Source organism: Pseudomonas sp. J380 (genome assembly GCF_009827115.1).
Taxonomy (GTDB): domain Bacteria; phylum Pseudomonadota; class Gammaproteobacteria; order Pseudomonadales; family Pseudomonadaceae; genus Aquipseudomonas; species Aquipseudomonas paracarnis.
In genome coordinates, this window is record NZ_CP043060.1 from 133,742 (window position 1) to 156,714 (window position 22,973).

Sequence of the window (22,973 nt, forward strand, 5' to 3'; positions counted from 1 at the left end):
GCCCGCTGGGCAAACCCAGAACCCGCCACTGAGCGGGTTTTGTCATTTCTGCAAAGAGGAAAATACACATGGGCTTTCGACTCCCCAACGGCGCGACCCTGCAAATCGCTGCGACCTATGGCACTGCAATTCCGGTAACCGCGCTGAGCAACGCCAATCCAGCGGTAGCGACCGCCGCGGCCCACGGTCTGAGCGATGGCGATATCATCGCCGTCACCTCGGGCTGGACCCGCCTCAATGACCGCGCAGCGCGCGTGGCTGACAGCCTGTCCGGCACCTTCGCCATGGAGAACGTCAACACCACCAACCTCCAGCCATACCCAGCCGGCTCGGGCATCGGCTCGGTGCGTGAAGTTACTGGTTTCGTTGAGATCTCGCAGATCACCGACGTGGCTACCACCGGCGGCGACCAGCAGTTCCTGACCTTCGGCTTCCTGGCAGACGATGACGACCGCCAGATTCCGACCACCAAGAACCCGATCAGCATGTCGTTCACCGTAGCTGATGACCCGTCGCTACCGTACGTGCCAGTGGTTGAAACCGCCGACGAGGACAAGGTCACCCGCGTACTGCGCCTGAACCTGCCGAACGGCGACAGCATCCTTTACAACGCTTACGTGACCATCACGTCGACTCCGGCCCTGTCCCGTAACAACCTGATGACCCGCGTCATCACACTGTCGCTCGCCGGCCGCCCAACCCGCTACTCGGCAGTGGTGGTGTAACTCATGGCCAAGATCAAGATCGCGCCAAACCCAACTTTCAAGGCCAAGGTGCAGATCCCCCGCGTGGGCGGTGAAGCGGTGGCGGTGGACTTCGAGTTCAAGTACCTGGACCGCATTGCCCTCTCGGCGCTGTTCGACCGCTGGAACACGGCGCGCGACGAGCACGCCACCAAGGTGCAGGACGAGGGCATGTCCTGGCAGGACGCCACTGCCTCGGAGATCGCGCTGCAGGTGAATCAGCTTAAGGACATCGTCAGTGGCTGGGGCTTCGATGAGAAGCTGTCCGACGAGTCTATGACTGCGCTGGTAACCACCTGCGTAGGTGCGCCCAAGGCAGTGCTTGAGGCGTATCAGGCAGCCTACCAGCCGGCCCGCCTGGGAAACTGACCGGCGTCGCCCGCATCCTGTACGAGCAGGGCCCGTCAGAAGCGGACCTGGCGGCCTTCGGCATGACCAAGGCCGACATCCCCGACGAAGAGTACGAGGTCTGGCCGGACAACTGGCCCGCCTTTCTGCTCTTCGAGGCGATGTCCACGCAGTGGCGTGTGGGTATGGGCGGCGCCGTGGGGCTGGACTACAACGCTATCAAGCCGGTGGCCGGCATGATCGGACTCAAGCGTGCCGAGCTGACGCAGGCCTTCCCCGACCTTCGCATGATGGAAGCTGAGGCGCTGCTGGTAATGGGCGAGAGTCGCACGTAACCAATCAAGATGAAGCGGCATGGCCGCGGGAGAATAGTATGAGTAAGTCTTTTGAAGTGCTCGATGATGAGACTTTTATCAACAGCACATTCATCGTTGATGCTGGTCGGTTTGCTGGCCTCCGCACTGGTTTGCCAGAAGAGTTTGCTGTGGGTGCTCAAGAGAAAGCCGACCTGTTGGAGCGCCGGCTTTCGAGAATTGAGCATGCGCTCGGGATCAGTGAAACAGCTGGGTCTACATCTGGCCTTGCGGCGGACCTTGATCAGCTCTGATTGATTTTGGCAAGCAGCTCCCTTGTTTCGGCGGTGGCCTTGAGTGCTTTCTCGATTGGCGCTTTAAAATTCGTTTGAATTTCTTCGCTACAGTTCGCAAATAGTTCTGAGGTCAAAGCTTGCTGCAAAAAGGTATCGATTACCTTGCTATCCTTGCCCGCAATGGCCTGAACTGCTCGTGTTAACGCCAGCGTGACTGCCAACGTCCCCATACCAATTGGCGAGCTCAGTCCTTCAAGTGGATTTATTTTTCCGTCGTTCACATTGACCTCCAGGTCTTAAACGCGCCGATATTGGCGCTATCCCGGTCCTTGGGCTTGCAGGCGAAGGACTGGGGAATCCTTGCGTGTGGCAGGAGGCTACTACTGGCCGATGGTCGGGCGTTACTGAGGATTCGTACAGGCGGCTTGGGGCGCCCCGTGGATGGTGGTAGATTGCCGCTATCTACAGGGAGGCAAGAGAATGCTCTTATTGGCTTGGCTTGTTATGGCCATACTTACCGCAATAGCTGCAAATGCGAAGAACAGATCGGCTATAACTGGCTTTTTGGTGGGCGCATGCTTTCCACTCGCCGGCCTTATCGGCTTCTTGATTGTCAAACCGCTGCCACAACGGGCGGGCTCTATTCGGAAGGGTCTACTTGTTACGAGCGCGGGTGAGCGCGAGTGCCCTCACTGTGCCGAACTGATCAAGATGCAGGCCAGCAAGTGCAAGCATTGCTCAGCGGATGTCACTCCTATTACCGAGGAGCAGGCTAGAGCCGCAAGCGCCGAGTTGTATGACCCGATGAGAAGGAGCCGGACATTAATCGTTTGCGCCGTTGGGGTAGTGATAGTTACGGCTTCCTATTTATACCAATCATAATTAAGAAACCCGCTACGGCGGGTTTTTTTACGCCTGGAGAAAAGTATGACGTCGATTGCCGAGCTTGGGATCAAGGTCGATTCGACCGATGCAACGCAGGCGAGCTCTGACTTAGACAAGCTTGCTGCCGCAGGGTCCAGGGCGGAAAAGGCAGCCGAAGGTGTATCGAAGGGTGCGGACAAAGCCTCCGCGTCTTTGAAAAAACAGAAAGACGAGCTCGCCGATCTTCTTGGAGAAATTAACCCGACAGTAAAAGCTCTTGGCAGACTTGATGAGCTGGAAGCGAAGCTCGCGCGGCACAAAGGCGTCGGCCTGGACGCTTCGACTTTCAGCGAATACCAAGGAAAGATTCAGCAGTCCAGAGAAGCTCTGGGCCGGTTTGATGACTCAATAAATCGTACTGGCAATACTGCAAAACAAAATGCCGCAGCTCTCAGGATGCTACCTGCACAGTTTTCGGACATTTTCGTTTCGCTGCAGGGCGGTCAAGCGCCGCTGACTGTTTTTCTCCAGCAAGGCTCGCAAATCAAAGATTCATTTGGCGGGATTGGAGCAGCAACCAAGGCCCTTGGTGGATACATCGGCGGGCTCATAAGCCCTGTCACTATAGCTGGCGCCGCTCTTGCTGGGCTGGGCCTGGCCTTCTACAGCGCTCAGAAAGAAGCCTCCGATTTCAATAAAGCGCTTTTCTCTGGAGCGGCGAGCACAGGCTTCACATCAGATGGACTCTCTTCCATCGCGACCGCTGCATCTGTACTGACAGGAAGCTTTTCGCAAGCAAAAGAAGCAGTAATGGCTCTCGCGGGCAGCGGACGGCTCAGCGAGAAGCAGTTTGTGAGCCTCGCAAATGCCGCAGCAGCAATAGGTGAAGTTACCGGCAAGAGCGCTGGTGAGGTGGCAGCTTCTCTCGGTGGCATGGGCGATAATGCGACGAAAGCTGCGCAGAAAATCAGCTCTCAATACGGCCTTCTAACCGCCGCACAGTATGAGGCTATCGCGGCACTCGACGAGCAGGGCAAGAGGCAAGAAGCGCTCGACCTGCTAGGAGAAACACTTAATACGAATGCCCAGCAGCGATTGGAGCGTTACAAGCAGTCGCTCTCTGGCGTAGAGGCCGGATGGGATGCGATCGGCAGCGCAATCAGCAGGGCGTACCGTAATGTCCGGTCCGAGCTGTTCCCTGATGCCAAAAAAGAAATAGAGATCCTTGAGCGGATCATAAAGACCCGTGAAGACGGCGGCATTGCAGGGGCGATTTCCACTGGATTGAGCAAGCTGAACTCCGGCCTCGGCTTGGCAGACGGCGAGAATGACGACTCCACCGCCGCGCTTAAAAAGCGTCTTGATGGCCTAAAGGCTATCGCAGCAGCAAGCGAGAAAGCCGCGAAGGAGCAGGGGGACGCCGATAGGGCAGAGCAAGCAAGGATTGACGCTATCGGGAAGTGGGATGCTCGCCAAAAGAGCAACTTAACCGGCAGGGCGAAGCTTGAAAGCGACATTAAAGACGCCAGGCAGCTTGGCATTGAGGCTGGTCGATCCGAGGTCGAGATCCAGAAAGAAATTTCGGGAATTCGTGAGAAGTTCAACAAGAGCCAGCCGAAATCTGGCGTCGACCTCACCTCGTTCAACGACTCGAAAAACCAGCTCAATGCTGTGCTCAGCTACTACAAGAGTGCGGACAAGGAACTGGAGGCCGCGCAGAAGGCCGGGATTATCTCCCAAGAGAGTTACACGGCTCAGCGCGTTGCATTGCTCCAGCAGCAGGCATCAGAGGTCAAGTCCTCGTATGAGGCTGAGATCGCAGCGCTTGAGGGTGCCAAGGGCAAGGCCGGCACGTCGGCTGCCCAGCGCATCCAGTTGGACCAGAAGATCGCCGACGCCCGGGCCAACATGGTCAAGGCTCAGCAGGAATCGGAAAGCGAACTGGCAGTGATTGCGACCAATGAGCAGGGCCGGCTCAAGAAGCAGGAACTGGCCATCAAGTCGTACACCGATGCGCTGGACCAGCAGAACGTCGCATTACAGCGGGCAGGGAGCCGGGCGGCACAAGGCGTGGGCCAGGGGGACCGTCAGAACGCCATCAACGGCGACCTGAATGGTATTTCGGACCGAGCCAACCAGCAGCGCCTGGACCTGGCCCGCGACAAGGCCGACGCCTCGCGCAACATGAGCGCCGAGGAATACCAGGCCAAGCTTGAGGCGATCAATCGCAGCGAACGCGACCTGACGCAGACCACGCTGAGTAACTACGAGCAGATGTCTGTGGCCCAGAGCGACTGGCGCAACGGGGCGACGTCGGCATTCAGCAATTACCTGGACTCGGCCCGGGACGTCGCCGGGCAAACCCGCAGCTTGTTCACTAACGCCTTCAGTTCCATGGAAGACGCGGTGGCCAGCTTCGCCACCAACGGCAAGTTCTCCTTTTCCGACTTCGCCAAGTCGATCATCGCCGACATGGCGCGTATCGCAACTCGGCAGGCGGCGTCCGGCTTGCTGTCGGGCTTGGCGGGCACTGCCATAGGCGCCTGGTTTGGTGGCGGCGCAGCGGCGGGGTCAGGAGCTGGAAGCTTCGGCTCCAGCATCGGTAGCGCTCTCGTTGAAGGGCGAGCATCTGGCGGCCCGGTCGATCCAAATACCCTGTACGAGGTAAACGAAAAAGGGCCAGAGCTGTTCAGTCAGGGTGGCCGCTCTTACTTGATGACCGGTGCGCAGGGCGGCAGCGTCACGCCATTAATGACGGGCGGCAGTTCGATTATGGCGGCGTCAGGCGGTGGCGGGAGTGGCAACACCTACAACTTCCCCGTCTCGGTATCCGTGCAAACGGCAGGCGCTGGCGGCAACGCAACGCAGGAAGACACCACGCAGCTCGGCAAGGGCATCCAGCAGGCCGCCAAGACCGAGGCAGAAACCGCTATTTCCAAAGGGTTGCAGCCTGGTGGCTCAATCTGGCGCCTGATCAACGGAAGGTAACCATGGCGATTGAAACATTCACCTGGCCCACCCAGCACGGGGAGGCGCCCGATATCACTTATCGAGTGCGCACCTCGCAGTTCGGGGACGGCTACAAGCAAGAGGTCGGGGACGGGATCAACAATAAAGTCGATGCCTACCCGATCACCCACACGGGCAACACGGCCACGGCCTTGGCCATGATGGCGTTCTTTGACCGTCACAAGGGCGCCAGGGCCTTCTTGTGGACCACCCCACTGGGCCAGCTTGGTCTGTTCACCTGCAAGAACCCAACCCCTACGCCCATGGGCGGGGGCGTTTTCAAATTGACGGCGACGTTCGAGCGCGCTTTCCACCCGTAAAGGTCAATCCATGTCGCTGATCAATGCTATCCAGACCCTTGAGCCTGGCAACGAAGTCATTCTGTTTGAACTGGATGGCAGCGATTACGGTGCCGATGTTCTGCGCTTCCACGGCCATGCGATCCCGCATACACCTGCCGAACTGATCGCCGCCGGCGGCAACGCTGACCAGTTGCCGGCCAAGTCGATTTGGTGGAAGGGCGAAGAGTACGGTGCCTGGCCCATGCAGTACGAGGGCAGCGAGGCGAATGGCGACGGCACCGCGGTACGGCCCAAGCTTTCGGTCGGCAACGTGAACGGGCGAATCACCGCGCTCTGCTTGGCCTTCGAGGATCTGCTCGAGTTCAAGCTGACCATTCGCAATACGCTGTCCGAGTTTCTCGACGCCGTGAACTTCGAAGGCGGCAACCCCACGGCCGATCCCACCCAGGAATCGATCGAGGTCTGGTATGTCGACCAGAAAACCAACGAGGACGGCGAGACAGTCAGCTGGGACCTGGCCAGTCCGGGCGATGTCGGCGGCGAGACGATCGGCAGGCAGATGACCACTCTGTGCCACTGGTGCCTGACGGGTGGATACAGAGGCCCCAACTGTGGATACACCGGCCCTTACGTCACGAAGGACGGGGTGGTTACCGATGATCCTGAATTGGACGTGTGCGACGCCACCCTGGGCAAGGGCTGCATCCCGCGTTTTGGCGAGGGTAACCCTTACCCATTCGGGGGTTTTCCCGCTGTGTCACTCATTGCCCGGAGCTGAATAATGCGCAAACACATCATTGCGGCCATCCAGGCTCATGCGGCGGCCGAATATCCGAAGGAGTGTTGTGGGCTTTTGTTGGCCGTGGGCCGGGCCCAGAAGTACTTCCCGTGCCGGAACATAGCAACCGAGCCAAACGAAGAGTTCCGGCTTGAGCCAGAGGACTACGCCGCGGCGGAAGACCAGGGTCAGGTGATCGGCATCGTGCACTCTCATCCGGACGCAACCAGCAGACCGTCTTCGCGAGACCTGGCGATGTGCGAGGCCACGGCTTTGCCCTGGCACATTCTGTCCTGGCCCGAAGGCGACCTGCGCACGATCACGCCGACCGGCAGCACACCGCTGCTCAAGCGCCCGTTCGTACATGGCGCCTGGGACTGCTGGCAGGTCTGCGCTGATTGGTACCAGCGCGAGTGGGGGCTTGAGTTCGAGTCCTTCCAGCGCGCTGATTACTGGTGGGAGAGCGCAGACAGCACCAGCTTGTACGAGGCGAACTACGCAGCCGCGGGCTTTGAGCAAGTCGACAGCCCGCAGCGCGGCGACATGATCGTGATGGAGGTCGGCCGAACGGCCCACCCAAACCACGCAGGGATATACCTGGGGACAGAGCCGGCGCTGCCTGGCGAAGATTCCGGCGTGTTCGGCCCTGGCCCCTTTGTGCTGCACCACCTGTATGGCCGGCCGTCCGAGGTGATCGTATACGGTGGCCCGTGGCTGCAGCGCACCCGTTTGATTCTTCGACACAAGGAGGCCCGATGAGCGCCATCAGTTATTCACCGATGACTATCATCAAGTTATCCGGGTCTCTGGCCCAAAGGTTTGGCAGGCTGCATCGGCGCCAGGTTGCTTCGGGCGATACCTGGGAGGTGTTCAGGGCGCTGAAGGCAACCATTGAAGGGTTCGAAGCCGAGATCCGGCGCCTTGACAGGCTCGGACTTCGCTTTGCCATCTTCCGCAACCGGAAGAACGCCGGGCAGGATCAGTTCGGCATGGGAGGCACAAAGGAGGTCAGGATTGTTCCAGTGGTAGAGGGTGCGAAGCGAGCAGGACTCTTGCAGACAGTTCTTGGCGTCATCCTCATTGCCATGAGCACTATAACCAACGGCGCAACCCTAGCGCCGGGTATCGCCCTGACTGCCGGCGGCGTGATCCAGATGCTCAGCGCACAGGCCGCCGGCCTCAAGCAGAGCGCTTCGCCTGAAAACATGCCCAGCTACGCATTCGGCAGCGCCAAGAACACCACGGCCAGCGGTAACCCCGTCCCTATCTGCATCGGCGAGCGCCGGTGGGGCGGGGCGATTATCTCGGCATCGATCTACGCCGAAGACAAGACATAACTACGAAGCATCGATCAGGCCGCCCAAGAGGCGGTTTTTTATTGCCTGGAGGAAAGCATGGGCGCAGCACAGAAGCTGGATATTCACGGTGCCAAAGGTGGCGAGAGCAAGCCCAAGTCTCCGGTAGAGGCGCCCGACAGCCTGCGTTCCACCAACGTGGCCAAGATTCTGATCGCCGTTGGCGAGGGTGAGTTCGATGGCACACCAACCGCGCGCGATATCTTCCTCGACAACACCCCGATCCAAGATGCCAGCGGCAATTTCAACTTCACCAACGTCAAGTGGGACTGGCGGCCTGGCTCTGTTGAGCAAACTTATATCCCGGGTATTCCGTCTGTAGACAACGAGACCTCGCTGAATATCGAGCTGCGCAGCGGTACCCCATGGGTTCAGTCGCTTACCAACCTACAGCTGTCGGCGGCACGCATTCGCCTGGCCACTCCACGCCTGGCGAGCCAGGACGCAGAAGGGAATATTGGTGGTTACAGCATCCAGTATGCGGTCGACGTCGCCACCGACGGCGGGGCGTATCAGGAGGTATTGGTTGGAGCCATTACAGGAAAGGCCACCACTCGCTACGAAAAGTCCATGCGTATCGATCTCCCACCGGCCACCAGTGGCTGGCTGATTCGGGTTCGCCGCATCACCCCAAACCAGAACACCGACAAAATCGCGGACAGCCTTTTCATCGCTGGCTACACCCAGGTTATCGACGCAAAGTTGCGCTACCCGAACACCGCACTGCTCTTTATCGAGTTCGACGCCGAACAATTCACCAATATCCCGGCCGTTACCGTGAAGTGCAAAGCCCGCCGCTGGCAGGTGCCGAGCAACTACGACCCAGTGGCCCGCACCTATTCCGGCGCCTGGGACGGCACCATGAAAGAGGCCTGGACCAACAACCCGGCCTGGATCACCTACGGGATCTGCACCCAGGACCGTTTCGGCCTTGGCCGGCGCATCAAGCCGTGGATGGTGGACAAGTGGGAGCTGTACCGCATCGCGCAGTACTGCGACCAGATGGTGCCCAATGGTGCGGACGGCGTTGAGCCGCGCTTCCTGTGTGACATGAACCTGCAGGGCAAGGCCGACGCCTGGTCCCTGCTGCGTGACATCGCTGGCATTTACCGCGGCATGACATACTGGGCCCAGGGCCAGCTGGTTATGCAGGCTGATATGCCTCGGGCGCAAGACATCGACTACGTCTTCACCCGATCCAACGTCATCGACGGGAAAATCTCCTACGGCAGCGCATCGGCGAAGACCCGCTTTACTCGCTGTCTGGTCAGCTATGACAACCCGCTGAACAACTACGACACCGACGTCACGGTCTATTCCGACCTTCCACTCCAGCGCCGCCTGGGTGACAAGCCTACGGAGATCAGTGCCATCGGCTGTACTCGCGCATCTGAGGCACAGCGCCGGGCAAAATGGCTAGTCCTGAGCAACAACCAGGACCGCACGATCAGCTTCAGGACCGGCATGGAAGGTCGTATCCCGTTGCCTGGTTTCATCATCCCCGTCGCCGACTCGCTGCTGGCGGGCCGGGAGATCGGCGGGCGCATCGCAGCGGCGGTGGGGAAGGTCATCACCTTGGACCGCGACACTTTGGCCAAGGCCGGCGACCGGCTGGTGATCAACCTTCCCGGCGGGCGAGCAGAAGGGCGCACCGTGGAAAGCGTGAGCGGTCGCAATGTAACCGTGACGGTTGCTTACAGCGAGGCTCCGGCTGCACAGCTTCAGTGGGCAATCGACGCTGACGACTTGGCAATCCCTCTATATAGGGTTATGAGGACTGCCCGGACGCCAGAGGGTGATTACGACATCAGCGCCTTGCAGTACGAGCCAAGCAAGTTCCCCAGCATCGACACCGGAGCACGGCTGGAAGAACGCCCAATCAGCGTGATACCGATCACTGTGGTACCGCCGCCGGCGAGCGTCACCGTTACGTCGAACGTATCGATCGACCAGGGCCTGGCCATCAGTACTATGAACATCTCGTGGCCAGCCGTCGCTGGCGCCGTCGCCTATGACGTGGAGTGGCGTAAGGACAGCGGCAACTGGATCAAGGTGCAGCGTACCGGCTCGACGAGCGTTGACGTCACCGGCATCTACTCGGGCGCCTATCTCGCACGTGTGCGTTCGGTGAGCGCCTTCGAAATTTCGTCGATCTGGAAAAGCTCTACCCTGACCAGCCTTGAAGGCAAGACCGGCCTGCCGCCGGCAGTTTCGTCCCTTACCACTAAAGGAGAGCTGTTCGGGATCAGCATCAAGTGGGGCTTCCCTGCTGGCGCCGAGGACACCCAGCGGACCGAGCTGTGGTATGGGCCTGCGAACAACCTGGAGGCGGCGACGAAGCTGGCCGACCTGGCATATCCGCAGGCCGACTACCGTATGCAGTCGCTTTTATCCGGGGCTACGCTGTTCTTCTGGGCGCGCCTGGTTGATCGTACCGGGAACATTGGCCCTTTCTATCCGACCGTAAACGGAGTGATGGGACAGTCTGTTTCGGATGCTTGGCCGCTCCTTGAGCAGGTCAAGGGGCAGATTGATGAATCATCGTTGGCTCCAGCCCTTAACGGTCGCATCGATCTGATTGACGGAGATGGGCCTGGCTCCGTAAACGCTCGAAATGAGCAGCTTAGAAAGGATCTAGAGGAGCAAATCAAGCCATACGTTGATGCGCTGTTGTGGGATGCAGCAAAGGCTTACGTCAAGGGTGACATCGTTCGCCAGGGAAACAAGCTGTACCAAGCCCTGGAGGCTAACAGTGGCTCGCAGCCTCCCAGCGAAAACTGGAAAGACGTCGGCGACATCCTCACTGAAACGAACGCTTTGGCAATACGGGTTGATAACCTTGACCAGGAAATCACCGCAGTCGATGGGAGGGTGGTTGCCACTCAGGAACAGCTTACCCAGCTCCAGACAAAGGTAAATGACCCGGTAACCGGCCTGGCGGCTACGGTAAATAACGTTACCCAAGTGAATCAGCGAGTAACCAACGTTGATAACAAGCTGACCGCGCAGACGGAGCGAATTGATGGCGTTTACGCTGAAATCAACGCGCCTATGGCTGGTTCTGAGAATGACCTGGCTGGCGGAACCCAGGGCTATGCGGGCGTTTGGTCGATCCAGTCTGCTATTACCGATGGTGACTACGCCCAAGGCAAGCTGACTCAAACTGTCGAAGCTCAAGTTATCAAAAACTACGCCACCTATGAGGAGACAACGACCGCGCTCGTCAACCAGCAGACCGCTACAACCAGCCAAGTAACGGCGCTTCGCTCAGATTTTGACGGGAACAAGTCCACCGTACAGACGCAGATTAAGACGGTATCCGATCAGGCGTCAGCCACCGCAAGCCAGACTACTCAGCTGCAAACAACCGTCAACGGACACACGCAGCAGTTCCAGCAACAAGCAAGCATCAACCAAGACGTAAACGGAAAGATCACCGGCACCTACTCGTTCCGATTCAAGTTCGATGTGAATGGGGCGCCTTACTCTACCGGCGTAGGACTTGGCATTGAGACTGGGGCGAACGGTCAGGTTACTTCGCGCTTCGTCATCCAGGCGGATCAGTTTGCAATCTACAACGGCGAGCTAGGGGCGGCAGGGTCAAGCGTGCCATTCGCGGTGAACGGCACAGAAACCTATATCAAGTCGGCATTCATCCAGGACGGGACGATAACCAACGCGAAGATAGGTAGCTACATCCAGTCGAACAACTACGTCGCAGGGCAGACAGGCTGGAAATTGTTTTTCGACGGAACCTTCGAAATCAACGGTGTAGCTCCTGGGCAAGGGCGATCAATGATGACGAACAGATCTCTGCGCTTTTGGGACGCAAACAACGTCAAAAGACTGCAATTAGGAGACCAAACAGAATGAGTTCCGGCTTAAGAATTTGGTCTCCTAACGGCACCCTTGAGTTCGATACAAGCATATCCACTTATAGGATTGTTCTGTCGGTACTTGTGTCCTATTCCTCAGGACCGCTGGGCACTAGGACCTTTGCAGCGCCAGGGTGCACCACAAACAACGCGATATGCTTTTTGTTACCGATCAATAACGATAACTCGCAGGTCGTATCTAACAGGCAGTTGGAGTGCGAAATGGGCACGAACGAAGTTTATGTTAGGAATTTTCTCAAAGCTCGTCCTTCCGATTCATTCTCTTCGGCAACCATGCGTCTCATTGTTGCAAGGTGGGCGTGATGAGTTACGGACTGCAAGTGGTGAATGATTCTGGCGCTATATCCCTAGACTCTGAATATGCGAGGTTGTGTGTCTTTCATAAGGGCACCTATAACTCTGGCGCGTCCGTCGTCTTTCAGAATGTGGTTGACACGCAGGAGCCGCCCCTTGTTTTTATCAGGCCGCCAAATAATGGCTCGCTGATTCAGCTTGGCGTTCTTCTTGAAGGATCGGCGGGGGCGTGGACCGGCGCCACAGTTACCTCTGGGCAGGTTCACTCTGGAAACATATTCGTAGCTGCGTTTTCATCCAAGCCTTTGTCCACATATGGCCTAAGAATGTGGGGTGCGGATGGAAAACAGATATTTGACTCTGCTGTTCAGGCGGCAGTATTCACAAGGGTCGCGCAAAACTGGACATTTACGCACGCGGAGCAGAGCGGACAAGGGCTAATAACAAATTGGTATTCGGTTCCTCTTAACTACGCCCTAGGTGATTACTTGATGATCAATAATGCAAGGATGCCCATGATGGCGGGAAACAATGAATCTAGAGGAACGGGTCTGCGATATGACTTCCCGGCCGGGCTTATCAGATTTAGCGTTACTACCGTGACGAATCCAACATACTTTTCGCTCTCTGCGGTATTTGGGAAGCTGGCTGTTTAATTTTCATTTCGTATAGGGGTTTAATTCAATGGCAAGACAAGGCATTAATCTTGGTACGGCGCCTACAGGCCAGGGCGGCGATACGTTCCGTACTGCCAGCCAGAAAAATAACGACAACTCGAGCGAGCTTTATACTGCCCTTGGAGCTCCGGCTAACGGACAGCTGCCTGCGGCGCTGCCCGTTGCAAAAGGCGGCACGGGTGGGACTACGCAGCTGACTGCCCGGCAAGGCTTAGGGCTAGGCGCTGCCTCAACTAAAAGCTTTGGGCTGCAAGATGGAGAGCTTATCCCGGCGGGCGTTCTCAGTGGGATGTTCTCCAATGTCGCACCGGACGCCTATCAAATGGACAGACCTGGCGAGCCCGGGCAACAAGGCGCTTTCTACAAGTTTTTGAATAACGGATCTTCGTCTGGGCTGAGCTACTCAACACTGTTACGCCTTCCATACAACACCGGCTACGAGGCGCAAATTTTTATCCCTATGGGCACCAGTCAGCTCGCATTCAGAACTGTCACGGGAGCAGCCGGAACATTTGGCCCGACATGCAGTGTGTATCACACTGGCAACACCACACGCGGCTCAGGCGGCGCGCTTTCGGCGGCATCGCCGATCCTGAGAATCGCTAACGTGTCCGCCAGCGAGCGCCGCGACCTCCAAGAGGAATCGTTTCTCCCCGCCGGCGAATGGGGTGTGGCCAACGATGAAGCACGCGGCGTTATTGTTGAGCGCCTCGGCGTTGGCGAGTATCGGGTGACGGGAAGTCTTGGCTTGGCGCTGGAGGGCTGGCGGACCCACGACCCAAGCTCACCAGACGGCGGCCGGATGCTTGGTATCACCGACAGTCATCAGGAAGAGGATGGCACTGTCATCATTCGCCTATTCAAACAGCGCTGGACGCTCACCGATGACGGAGAGATGGTGCCGGGCCGTGGCGCGCCAATGGATGTCCCGCTGAATAGCTGGATCGATGTGCGGCTTGAAATGCCCAAGGTCGATACGCCGCCGCCACTCAGATCGACCGAAGAATAGCAGCCCGCCAATTGAGCGGGCTTTTTTACGCCTGGAGAAAAGCATGTCGATCACCGAAACTCGCGGGGTACGCAACAACAACCCCGGCAACATCGATTACAACCCGGCCAACCAGTGGCAGGGCCAGCTGAAGGCAGACCCTGCTTTAGAGAAGCGCTTCGCAAGGTTCGACACGCCGGAGAATGGTATCCGCGCCCTGGGCAAGCTCCTGCTGACTTATCAGCGCAAACATGGCCTGAAAACTGTGAAGGCGATCATCAGCCGGTGGGCGCCTTCGGTAGAGAACGACACTGCGGCGTACGTGCGCGCGGTCGAAGCGAACACCGGCACCCGGCCTGGCGCCGAGATTGACCTGGTCAACCCGGTGGTAATGGCTGGCTTCGTCAAAGCCATCATCCATCACGAGAACGCCGGATATGCCTACCCTGATGCGGTGTTGGCAGAAGGCGTGCGGCGGGCGCTGGCATGACGTCGGTACAGAAGCTGGCCGGCCTGGTGGTGCTGATCCTGGTGCTGATGGCCAGTGCCGCGGGCGTTACCTGGCAGGTTCAAGACTGGCGGATGGGCAATAAGCTCGCCCAGCAGGCCGTCCTGCACGGGGATGACCTTGCCGCGATCAGTAATGCCGCCACCGCCCAAGCCCGCGCCGAGCAGGGCAAGCGCCTGGGTCTGGAGCAGCAGCTCGCTGGCCAGGACCAACAACATACAAAGGAATTATCCGATGCCCAGCGCAACCAGGCTCGCCTGCGTGACCAGCTTGCTACTGCTGATGTCCGGCTGTCAGTCCTCCTTGCCGAGGATTCAGCCAGTGGCTGCAACGTGCCTACCACCCCCGGCACCGCCGGCGTGGTTCATGCAGCCCGTCGAGCCCAACTTGACCCAGCGCATTCTCAAAGAATTATCCGCATCACCGATGACGGGGATAACGCCATAATCGCTTTGCGTGCTTGCCAGGCCTATGTCCGCGCAATTGCACGATGAGTGCGTTGAGCTAATATTGCCGGGTGCGCTCTAACTTCGATCATTTTGGTAACTGAAGGGCACCATGGATAAGCGGCTTGCGGGGCTGTCAATACTGCTCACCCTTGGATGGGTCGTCACAGTGGCGTCTGTCATGTGGTATTTCTACGACAATTAACCTAAAGGTCGTATCAATTCTGGTCCCTTATTCCGCACGTTACCCACGGCCATGCTGACCTTGAACCATTCGAACACGTCGGACGGCTCGCCCTGGTGCAGAACCATTTGCTCGGCGCGCTCCTTGAGCGTGGCCGGGTCCAACCATTCCCGGGCCAGGTCGGGCGTCAGCACCACGGGCCTCCGGTCGTGGATGTCCACCATTCCCCCGGCGCTGTCCGCGGTGATGATGACGAAGCCGTCATGCTCGCCCGGTCCTTCATCAGCGTCCGGCAGTTGGCCAATGGCAGCGCAGTATATTGGTGCACCATCCCGCCGGCGGATGAGGTAGGGCTGCTTCTTGGGCCCGCCCTCATCCACCCACTCAAACCAGTTGTCTATAGGCGTGATCGCCCGGTGCGGCCAGATCGCCCGGAAGAACGGGCCGTGGGCTACCTTCTCCACGCGGGCATTGATCGGCGCTGCCCGGTCTTTTGCCCAATGCGGCCGCCAGCCCCAGCGAACCGGATCGGCGTGGAGTAGGTCGCCCTTCAGGTGAAGCAGTGCAACCGCGGTTGTCGGTGCCACGTTGTACCGCTCAATCGGCTGATCGCCTACGGAGTTCGCCAGAGCATTGGGCATGCTCAGAGCAGCAACGAAATCGTGGATTCCCCGGTACTGCGAAAGTCTCCCGCACATAAGCATCTCCGCTCGTCGGCGCCGATGAACAGCCGGTCCCCGGCCAATCTCTACACTGTAGACACTGGACCGAGGTATTCGTCATGGCGATCAACGTTGATCAGGTGAACGCAATGGAGGCGTGGTTTGCGCTGCGTAACGATCCAACCTTCATATCGGCCACGCCTGAGGAGCGCTACGAAACGCGGCTGGCCCTGGCTGACGACCTCAAGCAACAGGGGCTGATCAACGATGGTGAGTGGCGAGAGCTGACTGAGGAAGCAGTTGCGGCCTATGCCGACGAGCTAGGCTAATGGCTGCTTGTAAACGCTAAGCTCAAGCAGTAGTCGCTGGTTTTCCCTGAGAAGGTGGTCCCTCTGTTCCGTGATTATCGCAAGCCCGTTTAACTTGCGGCCCTGGCGTGAGGTTTCCAGGTTCAGGGCAGCTACTTGGGATAGGGCGTCTTTCAAGGAGGTCTCCGCCTGATCCTTTCCTGTCATCAGCAGATCATTCATCTGCACCAGGCCGGCGATATTCGCCCGCGCTCGACGCAGCATGCGCTCGGTCTCCACCAGCTCGTCTACGAGGATTGAGCATTGGTGCTGGTACATCTCCAGCGGAGTGGGGCAGCCGAGCCAATCATCGGTGTCCATGTCTACGTTCATAGCGTGAATCTCAAAGACTGTATGTGCGTACAGTAATCGAGGTGGTGCAGGTTTGGGGAGTGGTGTTCGTCGGCAGGACGCCGGGGAGGGTGCGTGACATTTGCGTGACTCTCTCACGCACTTGTAAGCTCTTGTGGGCAGTCGATTGCAGCGAGCGCCAATAAAAACAGCTACTTAACAAGGTCTTACAGGTGTACTGCGTGCATGGGGTGCTAGGGGTCGAGTGTTCGAATCACTCCGTCCCGACCATTATTCCTGAGTAAAATCAGACACTTAAGCCGATCAGATAGATCGGCTTTTTTGTGCCTGCGCAAAAACTTGCACAAAAACTACCCGGTGATCTCAATGATATTCAGGTCCAGTATTGCCTCGGACCAGATGATTCTTCGTTGGTCTCCCTGGGAGCTTTCAGTCATTCCGCCATTGCGTTCATTAGGCTCGGCCTAAGCAGGCTCTCAGTGATCCCTGATGTTCGATAATCTGGGCTTTCGTCTCTTCCCTCCGATCATCCGCTAAGCGAAAGTAATCATTACGAGCCAGGGTCGCCTCAAGTTTCGCGATGGTCTGTTGTATGGCGATGCACGGGTCGTTCCTAGAGAGCTGCCTCTGGAGTCGATCAGACGTTATGGTGTAATGCTCGATCGTTGCGTATGCAGTGCCGAGTTGTTTATCGACCTCTACCAGTTTATTTTCCGCTGCCGTGAGTTTCGATTTCACTAAGTTGAGTTCTTTCGACAGTTCATCTCTGGTGTCCGAAAGCTTACGGTTTTGCTCTCGATACTCATCAATTCTTAAGCTTTGCTGCTTAACAGTAGCTTTGACGTTACCGAATTCCATGAGTTGGTAGCCCGCACCACCGAGCAGTGTGAGGGCAGGCACCAATACCGCGATTACTGTGCCCGCTTTAGCCCACCCGCTTCTCGGATGTACTTGTTCATTATGTTCTTTCGGCATTTTCACGCTCAGCTTTGTGAATGAGATGAGATCCGACTGCCTTATCTTAGCGGACGTCCGAGAATCGAACGCCATGGTTCGGCCGAAACCTTTATATGAGTTCCTTCAGGATTCAGCAATGACAATGGGCTCGGACCTTATCTGGGGAGTGTCGCCAGGCCGGGTATCTGTCTTTCAGCCGCCAATGGTGACTGTGTAACCTTCTGCCTGAAAGGCAAGATAGAATCCCTCGCATCAAAAACAAAGGAGGGTCGCGGATGTTCAGTCACATCACTGTTGGAACAAATGATCTTGATCAGGCTGCCGCTTTTTACGACGCTGTACTGATCCCGCTGGGGCTGTGTCGCCGCACCGTAACTCCTGATGGTGGACCGACGTCGGCATGCTGGGTCAAGCCAGATAGCGCTCTTCCTCGCTTTTATGTGTACAGCCCTTATGATCGCAACGAAGCCAGGGCAGGGAATGGCAGCATGGTCGCTTTCTCGGCTCCCTCTCCAGATGCGGTAGACGTTGCCTATACCGCCGGGCTTCATGCGGGCGGATCGGATGAGGGAATGCCCGGCTTACGTCCGCAGTATGGTGAAGGTTACTACGGCGCATACTTGCGTGATCCAGATGGCAATAAGGTACATGTTGTTCATCGTGGAGATTTGTAAGTTCGGCACATTCTGGCTTGTACGGGGTGTTTGCGGCAGTGCCGTTCTGGCTGCCGCCTTACCTGGGGCTTCATGATCGCGTCTTCTTGAAACGGCTGACCGGGCGCGCCAAACCAAGGTTTTCGCGCAGTGTGGTGCCGGTGTATTCGCGCCGAAACAAACCGCGCCGCTGTAACTCGGGAACCACCCAGCGGGCAAAATCCTCCAGCCCGCCCGGCAAGTGCGGCACCAGAATATTGAAGCCATCCGCCGCACCTTCTTCGAACCAGCGCTGCAGTTCATCGGCGATCTGCAGCGGCGTGCCGATCAAGCTGTAATGACCGCGTCCACCGGCAATGCGTCGGCCCAGTTGCGCCAGCGTCAGTTGTTCGCGTTGGGCCAGTTCACTCAGCAGTTGCTGACGGCTGCGCTGTCCGCTGTCGGTCAAGGGTAGCTGCGGCAGCGGCCCATCCAGCGGGTAGCCGGACAGGTCGAAATTACCCAGCATGCGCCCCAGCAACGCCACTCCCACCTCGGGTTCGACCAGCGCCTGGAACGCTTCGAATTTGGCCTGGGCCAAGGCTTCGGTTTGCCCCACCACCACAAACACACCTGGCATGATTTTCAGCGAGTCGGCCTCGCGCCCGTATTGGCCCAGGCGACCTTTGAGGTCGCTATAGAAGGCCTGCGCGTCGGCCAGTGAGGTCTGCGCGGTAAACACCACTTCGGCGGTCTGCGCGGCCAGTTCACGGCCGGTTTCCGAGGAGCCAGCCTGCACGATCACTGGCTGGCCCTGGGGCGAGCGCGCCACGTTCAGGGGGCCTTTGACCTGGAAGTGTTCGCCCACATGGTCCAGCACATGGCGTTTACTTGGTTCGTAATAGCGCCCGCTGGCCTTGTCGCGCACGAAGGCGTCGTCGTCCCAGCTGTCCCACAGCCCCGTCACCACCTGATGAAATTCCCGTGCGCGGCTGTAGCGTTCGGCGTGACCCAGGTGCTCGTCACGACCAAAATTCAGCGCCTCGGCCGCGTTATCCGACGTCACCAGGTTCCACCCTGCGCGGCCGCCGGAGAGGTGATCCAGCGAGGCGAATTTGCGCGCTACATGGTACGGCTCGTTGTAGCTGGTGGTGGCGGTGGCGATCAAGCCGATATGCTCGGTCACGGCACTGAGGGCCGAAAGCAGGGTGAGCGGCTCGAAATGATCCGAACGCGCCATCTGGCTCGCGACCTCACCGGTGGCGGCGGCGATGCTGTCGGCCAGGAACAGTGCGTCGAACTTCGCCGCTTCCGCCACCCGTGCCAAATGCTTGTAGTGGGCGAAGTCCAGGCCAGCATTCGCCGGTACGTCGGGGTGGCGCCAGGCGGCCACGTGGTGCCCGGTAGCCATCAGGAAGGCGCCGAGTTTGAGTTGACGGCTCATGCTAGAAATCCTTGCGCAGTTGCACGCCGAAGTAACGCTCATCGTCACGAGGCACGGCGCGGTAGATGTAGTTGCCGCCGCTGGCTAGCAGCGGTGAGTAGGATTTGTCGGCGAGGTTCTTCGCCAACAGCGCCACGCGCCAGCCATTGGTGTAGTCGGCCAGGGCCACGCTGGCGTTCCAGATGCCGTAGGCGCCTTGTTTGGTGTTCAGGTTCTGGCTGATGTCGTATTGCACTTCGCTCTGCCAGCTGTAGTCAGTGCCCAGTTCGATATCCAGGCCGTTCTCCAGAGGGATGCTGTAGTCGGCGCGCACGTAGCTTTTCCAGTCCGGGCTGAAGGGCAGTGGCTTGCCATTGACGTTGCAGGTCGCCGCCGCGCCTGGCGGGCACGCGAACTGATCGATGCGCGCCCGCGTATAGGCCAGTGCACCGGAGAGCTTGAGTTGCTGGGTGGCTTGCAACGCGTAATCGAGCTCGACGCCTTCGGTGCTGACGCTGCCAGCGTTGATCAGGCGTGTCACGACTTGGCCGGCGACGGTGTCGAAAAAGTTGGCCTGGTAGTTGTCGTAGTCACTGTGGAACACCGCCAGGTTGGTGGTCAGGCGGTTGTTCCAGGCCGTGGCCTTGATTCCGGCTTCCCAGGTATTGGAAGTCTCCGGCTTGAGCGCGTCAGTGTCGCGCGGCTGCATGTTGAAGAACACGTTATAGGCCGGGCCTTTGTAACCGCGCGAGTAAGTGAGGTAGCTGGTCACGGTGTCGCTGATGTCGTACTGCACGCCCAGCCGCCCGGACCAACCGTCCTCGTCTACCGAACCAGAACTCGATGTCGCCGGTTGAATGCCGCTGACGGTAGTGGCAGAGGTGGACACGCGGCGATGGCCGTACTTCAAGTCGTCATGGGTGTAACGCAAACCGGCGATGCCGCGAAAGCGCGAGGTGAAGTTGAGCGTGGTCTCGCCGAACGCCGCGTAGCTGTCGCTGGTGGTGCTGTAGTCGGCAATGCCTCGATCGACCCGCGTCGTGGTGGTGAGGGTGCGCTGATAGGTCTCCTCATCCTTGCCATGCATGTAGAACAGGCCGCCTACGTACTCAAGGAACTCACCTTTGGGCGAGGCCAGGCGCAGCTCTTGGGAGTACTGGTCGAACGCCAGGTCGCCTTTGTCGGCGGTGCCGGGGAACACGGCGGTGACCGTGCCGAGACGGTCGCCATCCTGATATTGAATGTTGTCCCAGCCGCGCCAGGCGGTGATCGAGGTGAGGGTGTAGTCGCCCAGGTTCCAGTCCAACTGTGCCGACAGGCCCTTGTTGGTGTCTTGCACATGGCTGCGGGTATCGGTGTTGATATCGCGGTTGTCGCTTGAGGCGCGCACCGGCCTCAAGGCATTGCTGAACGCCGGGTTCAGGGACTTGCTGACCACACCATTGGGCGCGTCATCGTGGGACTGCATGTAATCGGCGATCAGGGTCAGCTTTACGTCGTCGTTGGGCGTGAACTCCAGCTTGCCGCGAACGCCCTTGTGGTTGTAGCCATTGACCTCCTGACCGTTATGGCGGTTGTCGACGTTGCCGTCGTAGCTGCCGAACAAGGTGCTGATCGAGCCTTTGAGTACCTCCGGTACCAGGCTGCCGCCGATGCCGAAGCGCGTGCGGCTTTCATTGCCGCTGTAGAACGACTGATCGATAAACCCGTGGGTCTGGGCCGTCGGCGCCTTGCTGGTGATATTCAGCACGCCGGCCGAGGCGTTCTTGCCGAACAGCGTGCCTTGCGGGCCGCGCAGTACTTCGATGCGCTCAAGGTCCAGCAGGTCGAGGGTGGCCTGGCCGGGGCGTGCATAGACCACGCCGTCGATCACCGTAGCCACCGTTGGCTCAACGCCCGGCGAGGTAGAAATGGTGCCTACGCCGCGCACGAACAGTGACGTGTCCTTGTTCGAAGCGCCGGTGCGAAAGTTCAGCGACGGTACTTGCTGCGCGATGCTCGCCACCCCGTTGCGATTGTCACGCTCCAGTTGCTCGCCCTCAAGCACCGAGACGGCCACCGGGACTTTTTGCAGCGATTCTTCGCGGCGGGTAGCGGTGACTGTCACGGATTGGAGCGTGGGTTCCTGCTCATCAGCTGCAACAGCGCCGCAGACGGGCAAGGCGCTGAGGCCGGCCAGAAGCAACAAATGGGTGTGCCGTGGAAAGTTATGCATGCTGTGCCCGCTCGAAAAAATACCCTGGTCCGCTGCGGTTCTGCGACCGTCAGCGCCTGTGAACATGTCTTGGGCATTCGCTCGAGCGAGTAGCAGACAGCGCGCTTTGTTAGCGCTAACATCAACATTATTGAAGCGGGCCATTTAGAGCGTCAAATACTAAAAAATTAGTTTTATATTCCTTTTTGAGGTTTTGCCGTGGACGAACACAAACCGCGCAAGCGCCGGGGCGCCGGCCGCGTCACCCTGAACACCGTGGCGCGCCAGGCCGGGGTGTCGGCTATTACGGTGTCGCGTTACTTCAACCAACCTGAACAGGTTTCACCCGAGCGCCGTGGACGTATCGCCGAGGTGGTCGCGCAGTTGGGGTATGTGCCGAACCTGGTGGCCGGTGGCTTGGCCTCTGCGCGAGGCAAAATCGTCGCGATGGTGATTCCGAATATCTCGGGGCCGATTTTTGCCAATACGCTGCAGGGCTTCAGCGACACCCTCAGTCGTCACGGTTACCAGCTGTTGTTGGCCTCCAGCTATTTCAGCATCGAACAGGAAGAAAGCGCGGTGCGTGCCTTTCTCGGCTGGTCGCCGGCAGCGCTGGTGCTGACCAGCCGCTTTCACAGCCCTGGCACCGAGAAGATGATCGCCGAGGCAGATATACCGATCGTCGAAACCTGGGACTACGTGCCAGAACGCGCGCCGTTGCAAGTGGGTTTTTCTCATTATGAAGTGGGCGTCACCGCCGCTCGCTACTTGCATGGCAAAGGCTATCGGCGCATCGCCTTCGTACAAAACAGTGCAGTGGGCGACTTCAGCACATTGGAGCGGCGCGATGGGTTTACCGCGACCCTCTCCGAGTTGGGTGTGCAGCCGTGGGTCTTTGTGCCGGACGCCGACCGTGCGCCCTTCGAAGCTGGCAAGCAGGCCATGGACGCGCTGATGGGGCAGACGATCACGCCCGACGCGATTTTCTTCGCCAACGATAACCTCGCCGCCGGTGGTTTGCTGGCCGGTCAACGCGCCGGGCTGAGCATTCCCCAGGACTGCGCCGTATTGGGATTTGGCGACTACCCGTTTGCCCATATGTTGCTGCCCAGCCTCAGCACCCTCCAGCCACCCGCGTTGGAGATTGGTGTACTCGCTGCCACACGCGTCCTGCAAAGTCTGGGCGTATTAGCCACCGATGAGGAAGTTGAGCGCTTGAATCTTTTGCACTGTCAGTTAATTGAAAGAGAGAGCACCTGAATGACCCGCCGTTATGGCTAATTGCAACTAGTGGCTATTGGCTGCTAACGCTCTAAATCAGTGCATTTGGCAATGTTTTGTATTTAATTACCCCCTCATCCGGAACTAGGGCTATAACTTCCAGTCGATACACCCGGCTAACGCCTGCCTGGGCTATGGCGAACTAATGGCATTGTTCGGTAGTTCTAAATAGCCATACTTTTCG

Annotated in this window: 23 protein-coding genes; 17 read left to right on the top strand and 6 right to left on the bottom strand. The window is 58.6% G+C overall.

Annotation, left to right across the window (positions count from 1 at the left end; genetic code table 11):
* The first annotated feature begins 68 nt into the window (after nucleotides 1-68).
* The 4 genes from FXO12_RS00890 (at nucleotide 69) to FXO12_RS00905 (ending at nucleotide 1,698) form a co-directional block, all read left to right on the top strand.
* Complete coding sequence (locus FXO12_RS00890; protein ID WP_160049492.1) at nucleotides 69-725, top strand: phage tail protein; 657 nt, start codon at nucleotides 69-71, stop codon at nucleotides 723-725.
* Between the two features lie 3 nt (nucleotides 726-728).
* Nucleotides 729-1,112 (top strand): phage tail assembly chaperone, encoded by a 384-nt coding sequence (locus tag FXO12_RS00895; RefSeq protein ID WP_034120567.1) that lies wholly within the window; start codon nucleotides 729-731, stop codon nucleotides 1,110-1,112.
* Between the two features lie 62 nt (nucleotides 1,113-1,174).
* The gene (locus FXO12_RS00900) at nucleotides 1,175-1,426 is read left to right on the top strand and encodes a DUF1799 domain-containing protein (protein ID WP_052224608.1); all 252 of its coding nucleotides are present in this window, start codon (nucleotides 1,175-1,177) and stop codon (nucleotides 1,424-1,426) included.
* Between the two features lie 38 nt (nucleotides 1,427-1,464).
* The gene (locus tag FXO12_RS00905; protein WP_056786094.1) at nucleotides 1,465-1,698 is read left to right on the top strand and encodes a hypothetical protein; all 234 of its coding nucleotides are present in this window, start codon (nucleotides 1,465-1,467) and stop codon (nucleotides 1,696-1,698) included.
* Here the strand turns inward: FXO12_RS00905 and FXO12_RS00910 are convergent.
* Nucleotides 1,689-1,961: a hypothetical protein gene (locus tag FXO12_RS00910; RefSeq protein ID WP_155717319.1), complete on the bottom strand. Its 273-nt coding sequence runs from the start codon at nucleotides 1,959-1,961 to the stop codon at nucleotides 1,689-1,691. The two genes, FXO12_RS00905 and FXO12_RS00910, sit on opposite strands and share 10 nt — an antisense overlap.
* 646 nt (nucleotides 1,962-2,607) lie before the next feature.
* Here FXO12_RS00910 and FXO12_RS00915 point away from each other — a divergent pair.
* The 10 genes from FXO12_RS00915 (at nucleotide 2,608) to FXO12_RS00960 (ending at nucleotide 14,845) form a co-directional block, all read left to right on the top strand.
* Complete coding sequence (locus FXO12_RS00915; RefSeq protein WP_160049494.1) at nucleotides 2,608-5,532, top strand: phage tail tape measure protein; 2,925 nt, start codon at nucleotides 2,608-2,610, stop codon at nucleotides 5,530-5,532.
* Between the two features lie 2 nt (nucleotides 5,533-5,534).
* Entirely contained in the window at nucleotides 5,535-5,873 is a 339-nt protein-coding gene (locus FXO12_RS00920; protein WP_160049496.1) for a phage tail protein, read from the top strand.
* A 10-nt stretch (nucleotides 5,874-5,883) separates the two neighbouring features.
* A complete protein-coding gene (locus FXO12_RS00925; RefSeq protein ID WP_160049498.1) occupies nucleotides 5,884-6,633 on the top strand; it encodes a phage minor tail protein L in 750 nt (249 codons plus the stop codon).
* Between the two features lie 3 nt (nucleotides 6,634-6,636).
* Nucleotides 6,637-7,392, top strand: a complete 756-nt coding sequence (locus FXO12_RS00930; protein WP_160049499.1) for a C40 family peptidase — start codon at nucleotides 6,637-6,639, stop codon at nucleotides 7,390-7,392.
* A complete protein-coding gene (locus FXO12_RS00935; RefSeq protein WP_160049501.1) occupies nucleotides 7,389-7,970 on the top strand; it encodes a tail assembly protein in 582 nt (193 codons plus the stop codon). The genes FXO12_RS00930 and FXO12_RS00935 overlap by 4 nt, the downstream gene beginning before the upstream one ends.
* Before the next feature lie 57 nt (nucleotides 7,971-8,027).
* On the top strand, nucleotides 8,028-11,861 hold the full coding sequence (locus FXO12_RS00940) for a phage tail protein (RefSeq protein ID WP_160049502.1): 3,834 nt from the start codon (nucleotides 8,028-8,030) through the stop codon (nucleotides 11,859-11,861).
* Between the two features lie 325 nt (nucleotides 11,862-12,186).
* Nucleotides 12,187-12,834, top strand: coding sequence for a hypothetical protein (locus FXO12_RS00945; RefSeq protein WP_054898339.1), 648 nt, complete (start codon nucleotides 12,187-12,189; stop codon nucleotides 12,832-12,834).
* Nucleotides 12,835-12,862: 28 nt separating this feature from the next.
* On the top strand, nucleotides 12,863-13,864 hold the full coding sequence (locus FXO12_RS00950; RefSeq protein WP_057978578.1) for a hypothetical protein: 1,002 nt from the start codon (nucleotides 12,863-12,865) through the stop codon (nucleotides 13,862-13,864).
* A gap of 43 nt (nucleotides 13,865-13,907) precedes the next feature.
* On the top strand, nucleotides 13,908-14,333 hold the full coding sequence (locus FXO12_RS00955; protein WP_082631627.1) for a structural protein: 426 nt from the start codon (nucleotides 13,908-13,910) through the stop codon (nucleotides 14,331-14,333).
* The gene (locus FXO12_RS00960) at nucleotides 14,330-14,845 is read left to right on the top strand and encodes a lysis system i-spanin subunit Rz (protein WP_057978576.1); all 516 of its coding nucleotides are present in this window, start codon (nucleotides 14,330-14,332) and stop codon (nucleotides 14,843-14,845) included. Before FXO12_RS00955 ends, FXO12_RS00960 begins: the two co-directional genes overlap by 4 nt.
* Before the next feature lie 153 nt (nucleotides 14,846-14,998).
* On the opposite strand, the gene FXO12_RS00965 is transcribed toward FXO12_RS00960, so the two are convergent.
* A complete protein-coding gene (locus FXO12_RS00965) occupies nucleotides 14,999-15,679 on the bottom strand; it encodes an SOS response-associated peptidase family protein (RefSeq protein ID WP_060773026.1) in 681 nt (226 codons plus the stop codon).
* Nucleotides 15,680-15,762: 83 nt separating this feature from the next.
* Between FXO12_RS00965 and FXO12_RS00970 the strand changes: the two genes are divergently transcribed.
* Complete coding sequence (locus FXO12_RS00970) at nucleotides 15,763-15,972, top strand: hypothetical protein (protein WP_060773027.1); 210 nt, start codon at nucleotides 15,763-15,765, stop codon at nucleotides 15,970-15,972.
* On the opposite strand, the gene FXO12_RS00975 is transcribed toward FXO12_RS00970, so the two are convergent.
* Both FXO12_RS00975 and FXO12_RS00980 read right to left on the bottom strand, forming a co-directional pair.
* Entirely contained in the window at nucleotides 15,964-16,323 is a 360-nt protein-coding gene (locus FXO12_RS00975) for a hypothetical protein (RefSeq protein WP_060773028.1), read from the bottom strand. The two genes, FXO12_RS00970 and FXO12_RS00975, sit on opposite strands and share 9 nt — an antisense overlap.
* Before the next feature lie 432 nt (nucleotides 16,324-16,755).
* Complete coding sequence (locus FXO12_RS00980; RefSeq protein WP_125919826.1) at nucleotides 16,756-17,277, bottom strand: hypothetical protein; 522 nt, start codon at nucleotides 17,275-17,277, stop codon at nucleotides 16,756-16,758.
* A 257-nt stretch (nucleotides 17,278-17,534) separates the two neighbouring features.
* On the opposite strand from FXO12_RS00980, the gene FXO12_RS00985 reads away from it, so the two are divergent.
* A complete protein-coding gene (locus tag FXO12_RS00985; protein ID WP_072446255.1) occupies nucleotides 17,535-17,933 on the top strand; it encodes a VOC family protein in 399 nt (132 codons plus the stop codon).
* Between the two features lie 70 nt (nucleotides 17,934-18,003).
* On the opposite strand, the gene FXO12_RS00990 is transcribed toward FXO12_RS00985, so the two are convergent.
* Both FXO12_RS00990 and FXO12_RS00995 read right to left on the bottom strand, forming a co-directional pair.
* Nucleotides 18,004-19,335, bottom strand: coding sequence for an LLM class flavin-dependent oxidoreductase (locus FXO12_RS00990; RefSeq protein ID WP_060773029.1), 1,332 nt, complete (start codon nucleotides 19,333-19,335; stop codon nucleotides 18,004-18,006).
* A gap of 1 nt (nucleotide 19,336) precedes the next feature.
* The gene (locus FXO12_RS00995) at nucleotides 19,337-21,529 is read right to left on the bottom strand and encodes a TonB-dependent receptor (protein ID WP_057975018.1); all 2,193 of its coding nucleotides are present in this window, start codon (nucleotides 21,527-21,529) and stop codon (nucleotides 19,337-19,339) included.
* Nucleotides 21,530-21,727: 198 nt separating this feature from the next.
* Between FXO12_RS00995 and FXO12_RS01000 the strand changes: the two genes are divergently transcribed.
* Nucleotides 21,728-22,768 (top strand): LacI family DNA-binding transcriptional regulator, encoded by a 1,041-nt coding sequence (locus FXO12_RS01000; RefSeq protein WP_057975017.1) that lies wholly within the window; start codon nucleotides 21,728-21,730, stop codon nucleotides 22,766-22,768.
* The last annotated feature ends 205 nt before the right edge of the window (nucleotides 22,769-22,973 follow it).

What these genes read in the sequence shown, in the direction of transcription:
- FXO12_RS00890 (WP_160049492.1), top strand. Translation starts at nt 69, where the DNA reads ATGGGCTTTCGACTCCCCAACGGCGCGACCCTGCAAATCGCTGCGACC.
- FXO12_RS00895 (WP_034120567.1), top strand. Translation starts at nt 729, where the DNA reads ATGGCCAAGATCAAGATCGCGCCAAACCCAACTTTCAAGGCCAAGGTG.
- FXO12_RS00900 (WP_052224608.1), top strand. Translation starts at nt 1,175, where the DNA reads ATGACCAAGGCCGACATCCCCGACGAAGAGTACGAGGTCTGGCCGGAC.
- FXO12_RS00905 (WP_056786094.1), top strand. Translation starts at nt 1,465, where the DNA reads ATGAGTAAGTCTTTTGAAGTGCTCGATGATGAGACTTTTATCAACAGC.
- FXO12_RS00915 (WP_160049494.1), top strand. Translation starts at nt 2,608, where the DNA reads ATGACGTCGATTGCCGAGCTTGGGATCAAGGTCGATTCGACCGATGCA.
- FXO12_RS00920 (WP_160049496.1), top strand. Translation starts at nt 5,535, where the DNA reads ATGGCGATTGAAACATTCACCTGGCCCACCCAGCACGGGGAGGCGCCC.
- FXO12_RS00925 (WP_160049498.1), top strand. Translation starts at nt 5,884, where the DNA reads ATGTCGCTGATCAATGCTATCCAGACCCTTGAGCCTGGCAACGAAGTC.
- FXO12_RS00930 (WP_160049499.1), top strand. Translation starts at nt 6,637, where the DNA reads ATGCGCAAACACATCATTGCGGCCATCCAGGCTCATGCGGCGGCCGAA.
- FXO12_RS00935 (WP_160049501.1), top strand. Translation starts at nt 7,389, where the DNA reads ATGAGCGCCATCAGTTATTCACCGATGACTATCATCAAGTTATCCGGG.
- FXO12_RS00940 (WP_160049502.1), top strand. Translation starts at nt 8,028, where the DNA reads ATGGGCGCAGCACAGAAGCTGGATATTCACGGTGCCAAAGGTGGCGAG.
- FXO12_RS00945 (WP_054898339.1), top strand. Translation starts at nt 12,187, where the DNA reads ATGAGTTACGGACTGCAAGTGGTGAATGATTCTGGCGCTATATCCCTA.
- FXO12_RS00950 (WP_057978578.1), top strand. Translation starts at nt 12,863, where the DNA reads ATGGCAAGACAAGGCATTAATCTTGGTACGGCGCCTACAGGCCAGGGC.
- FXO12_RS00955 (WP_082631627.1), top strand. Translation starts at nt 13,908, where the DNA reads ATGTCGATCACCGAAACTCGCGGGGTACGCAACAACAACCCCGGCAAC.
- FXO12_RS00960 (WP_057978576.1), top strand. Translation starts at nt 14,330, where the DNA reads ATGACGTCGGTACAGAAGCTGGCCGGCCTGGTGGTGCTGATCCTGGTG.
- FXO12_RS00965 (WP_060773026.1), bottom strand. Translation starts at nt 15,679, where the DNA reads ATGTGCGGGAGACTTTCGCAGTACCGGGGAATCCACGATTTCGTTGCT.
- FXO12_RS00970 (WP_060773027.1), top strand. Translation starts at nt 15,763, where the DNA reads ATGGCGATCAACGTTGATCAGGTGAACGCAATGGAGGCGTGGTTTGCG.
- FXO12_RS00975 (WP_060773028.1), bottom strand. Translation starts at nt 16,323, where the DNA reads ATGAACGTAGACATGGACACCGATGATTGGCTCGGCTGCCCCACTCCG.
- FXO12_RS00980 (WP_125919826.1), bottom strand. Translation starts at nt 17,277, where the DNA reads ATGCCGAAAGAACATAATGAACAAGTACATCCGAGAAGCGGGTGGGCT.
- FXO12_RS00985 (WP_072446255.1), top strand. Translation starts at nt 17,535, where the DNA reads ATGTTCAGTCACATCACTGTTGGAACAAATGATCTTGATCAGGCTGCC.
- FXO12_RS00990 (WP_060773029.1), bottom strand. Translation starts at nt 19,335, where the DNA reads ATGAGCCGTCAACTCAAACTCGGCGCCTTCCTGATGGCTACCGGGCAC.
- FXO12_RS00995 (WP_057975018.1), bottom strand. Translation starts at nt 21,529, where the DNA reads ATGCATAACTTTCCACGGCACACCCATTTGTTGCTTCTGGCCGGCCTC.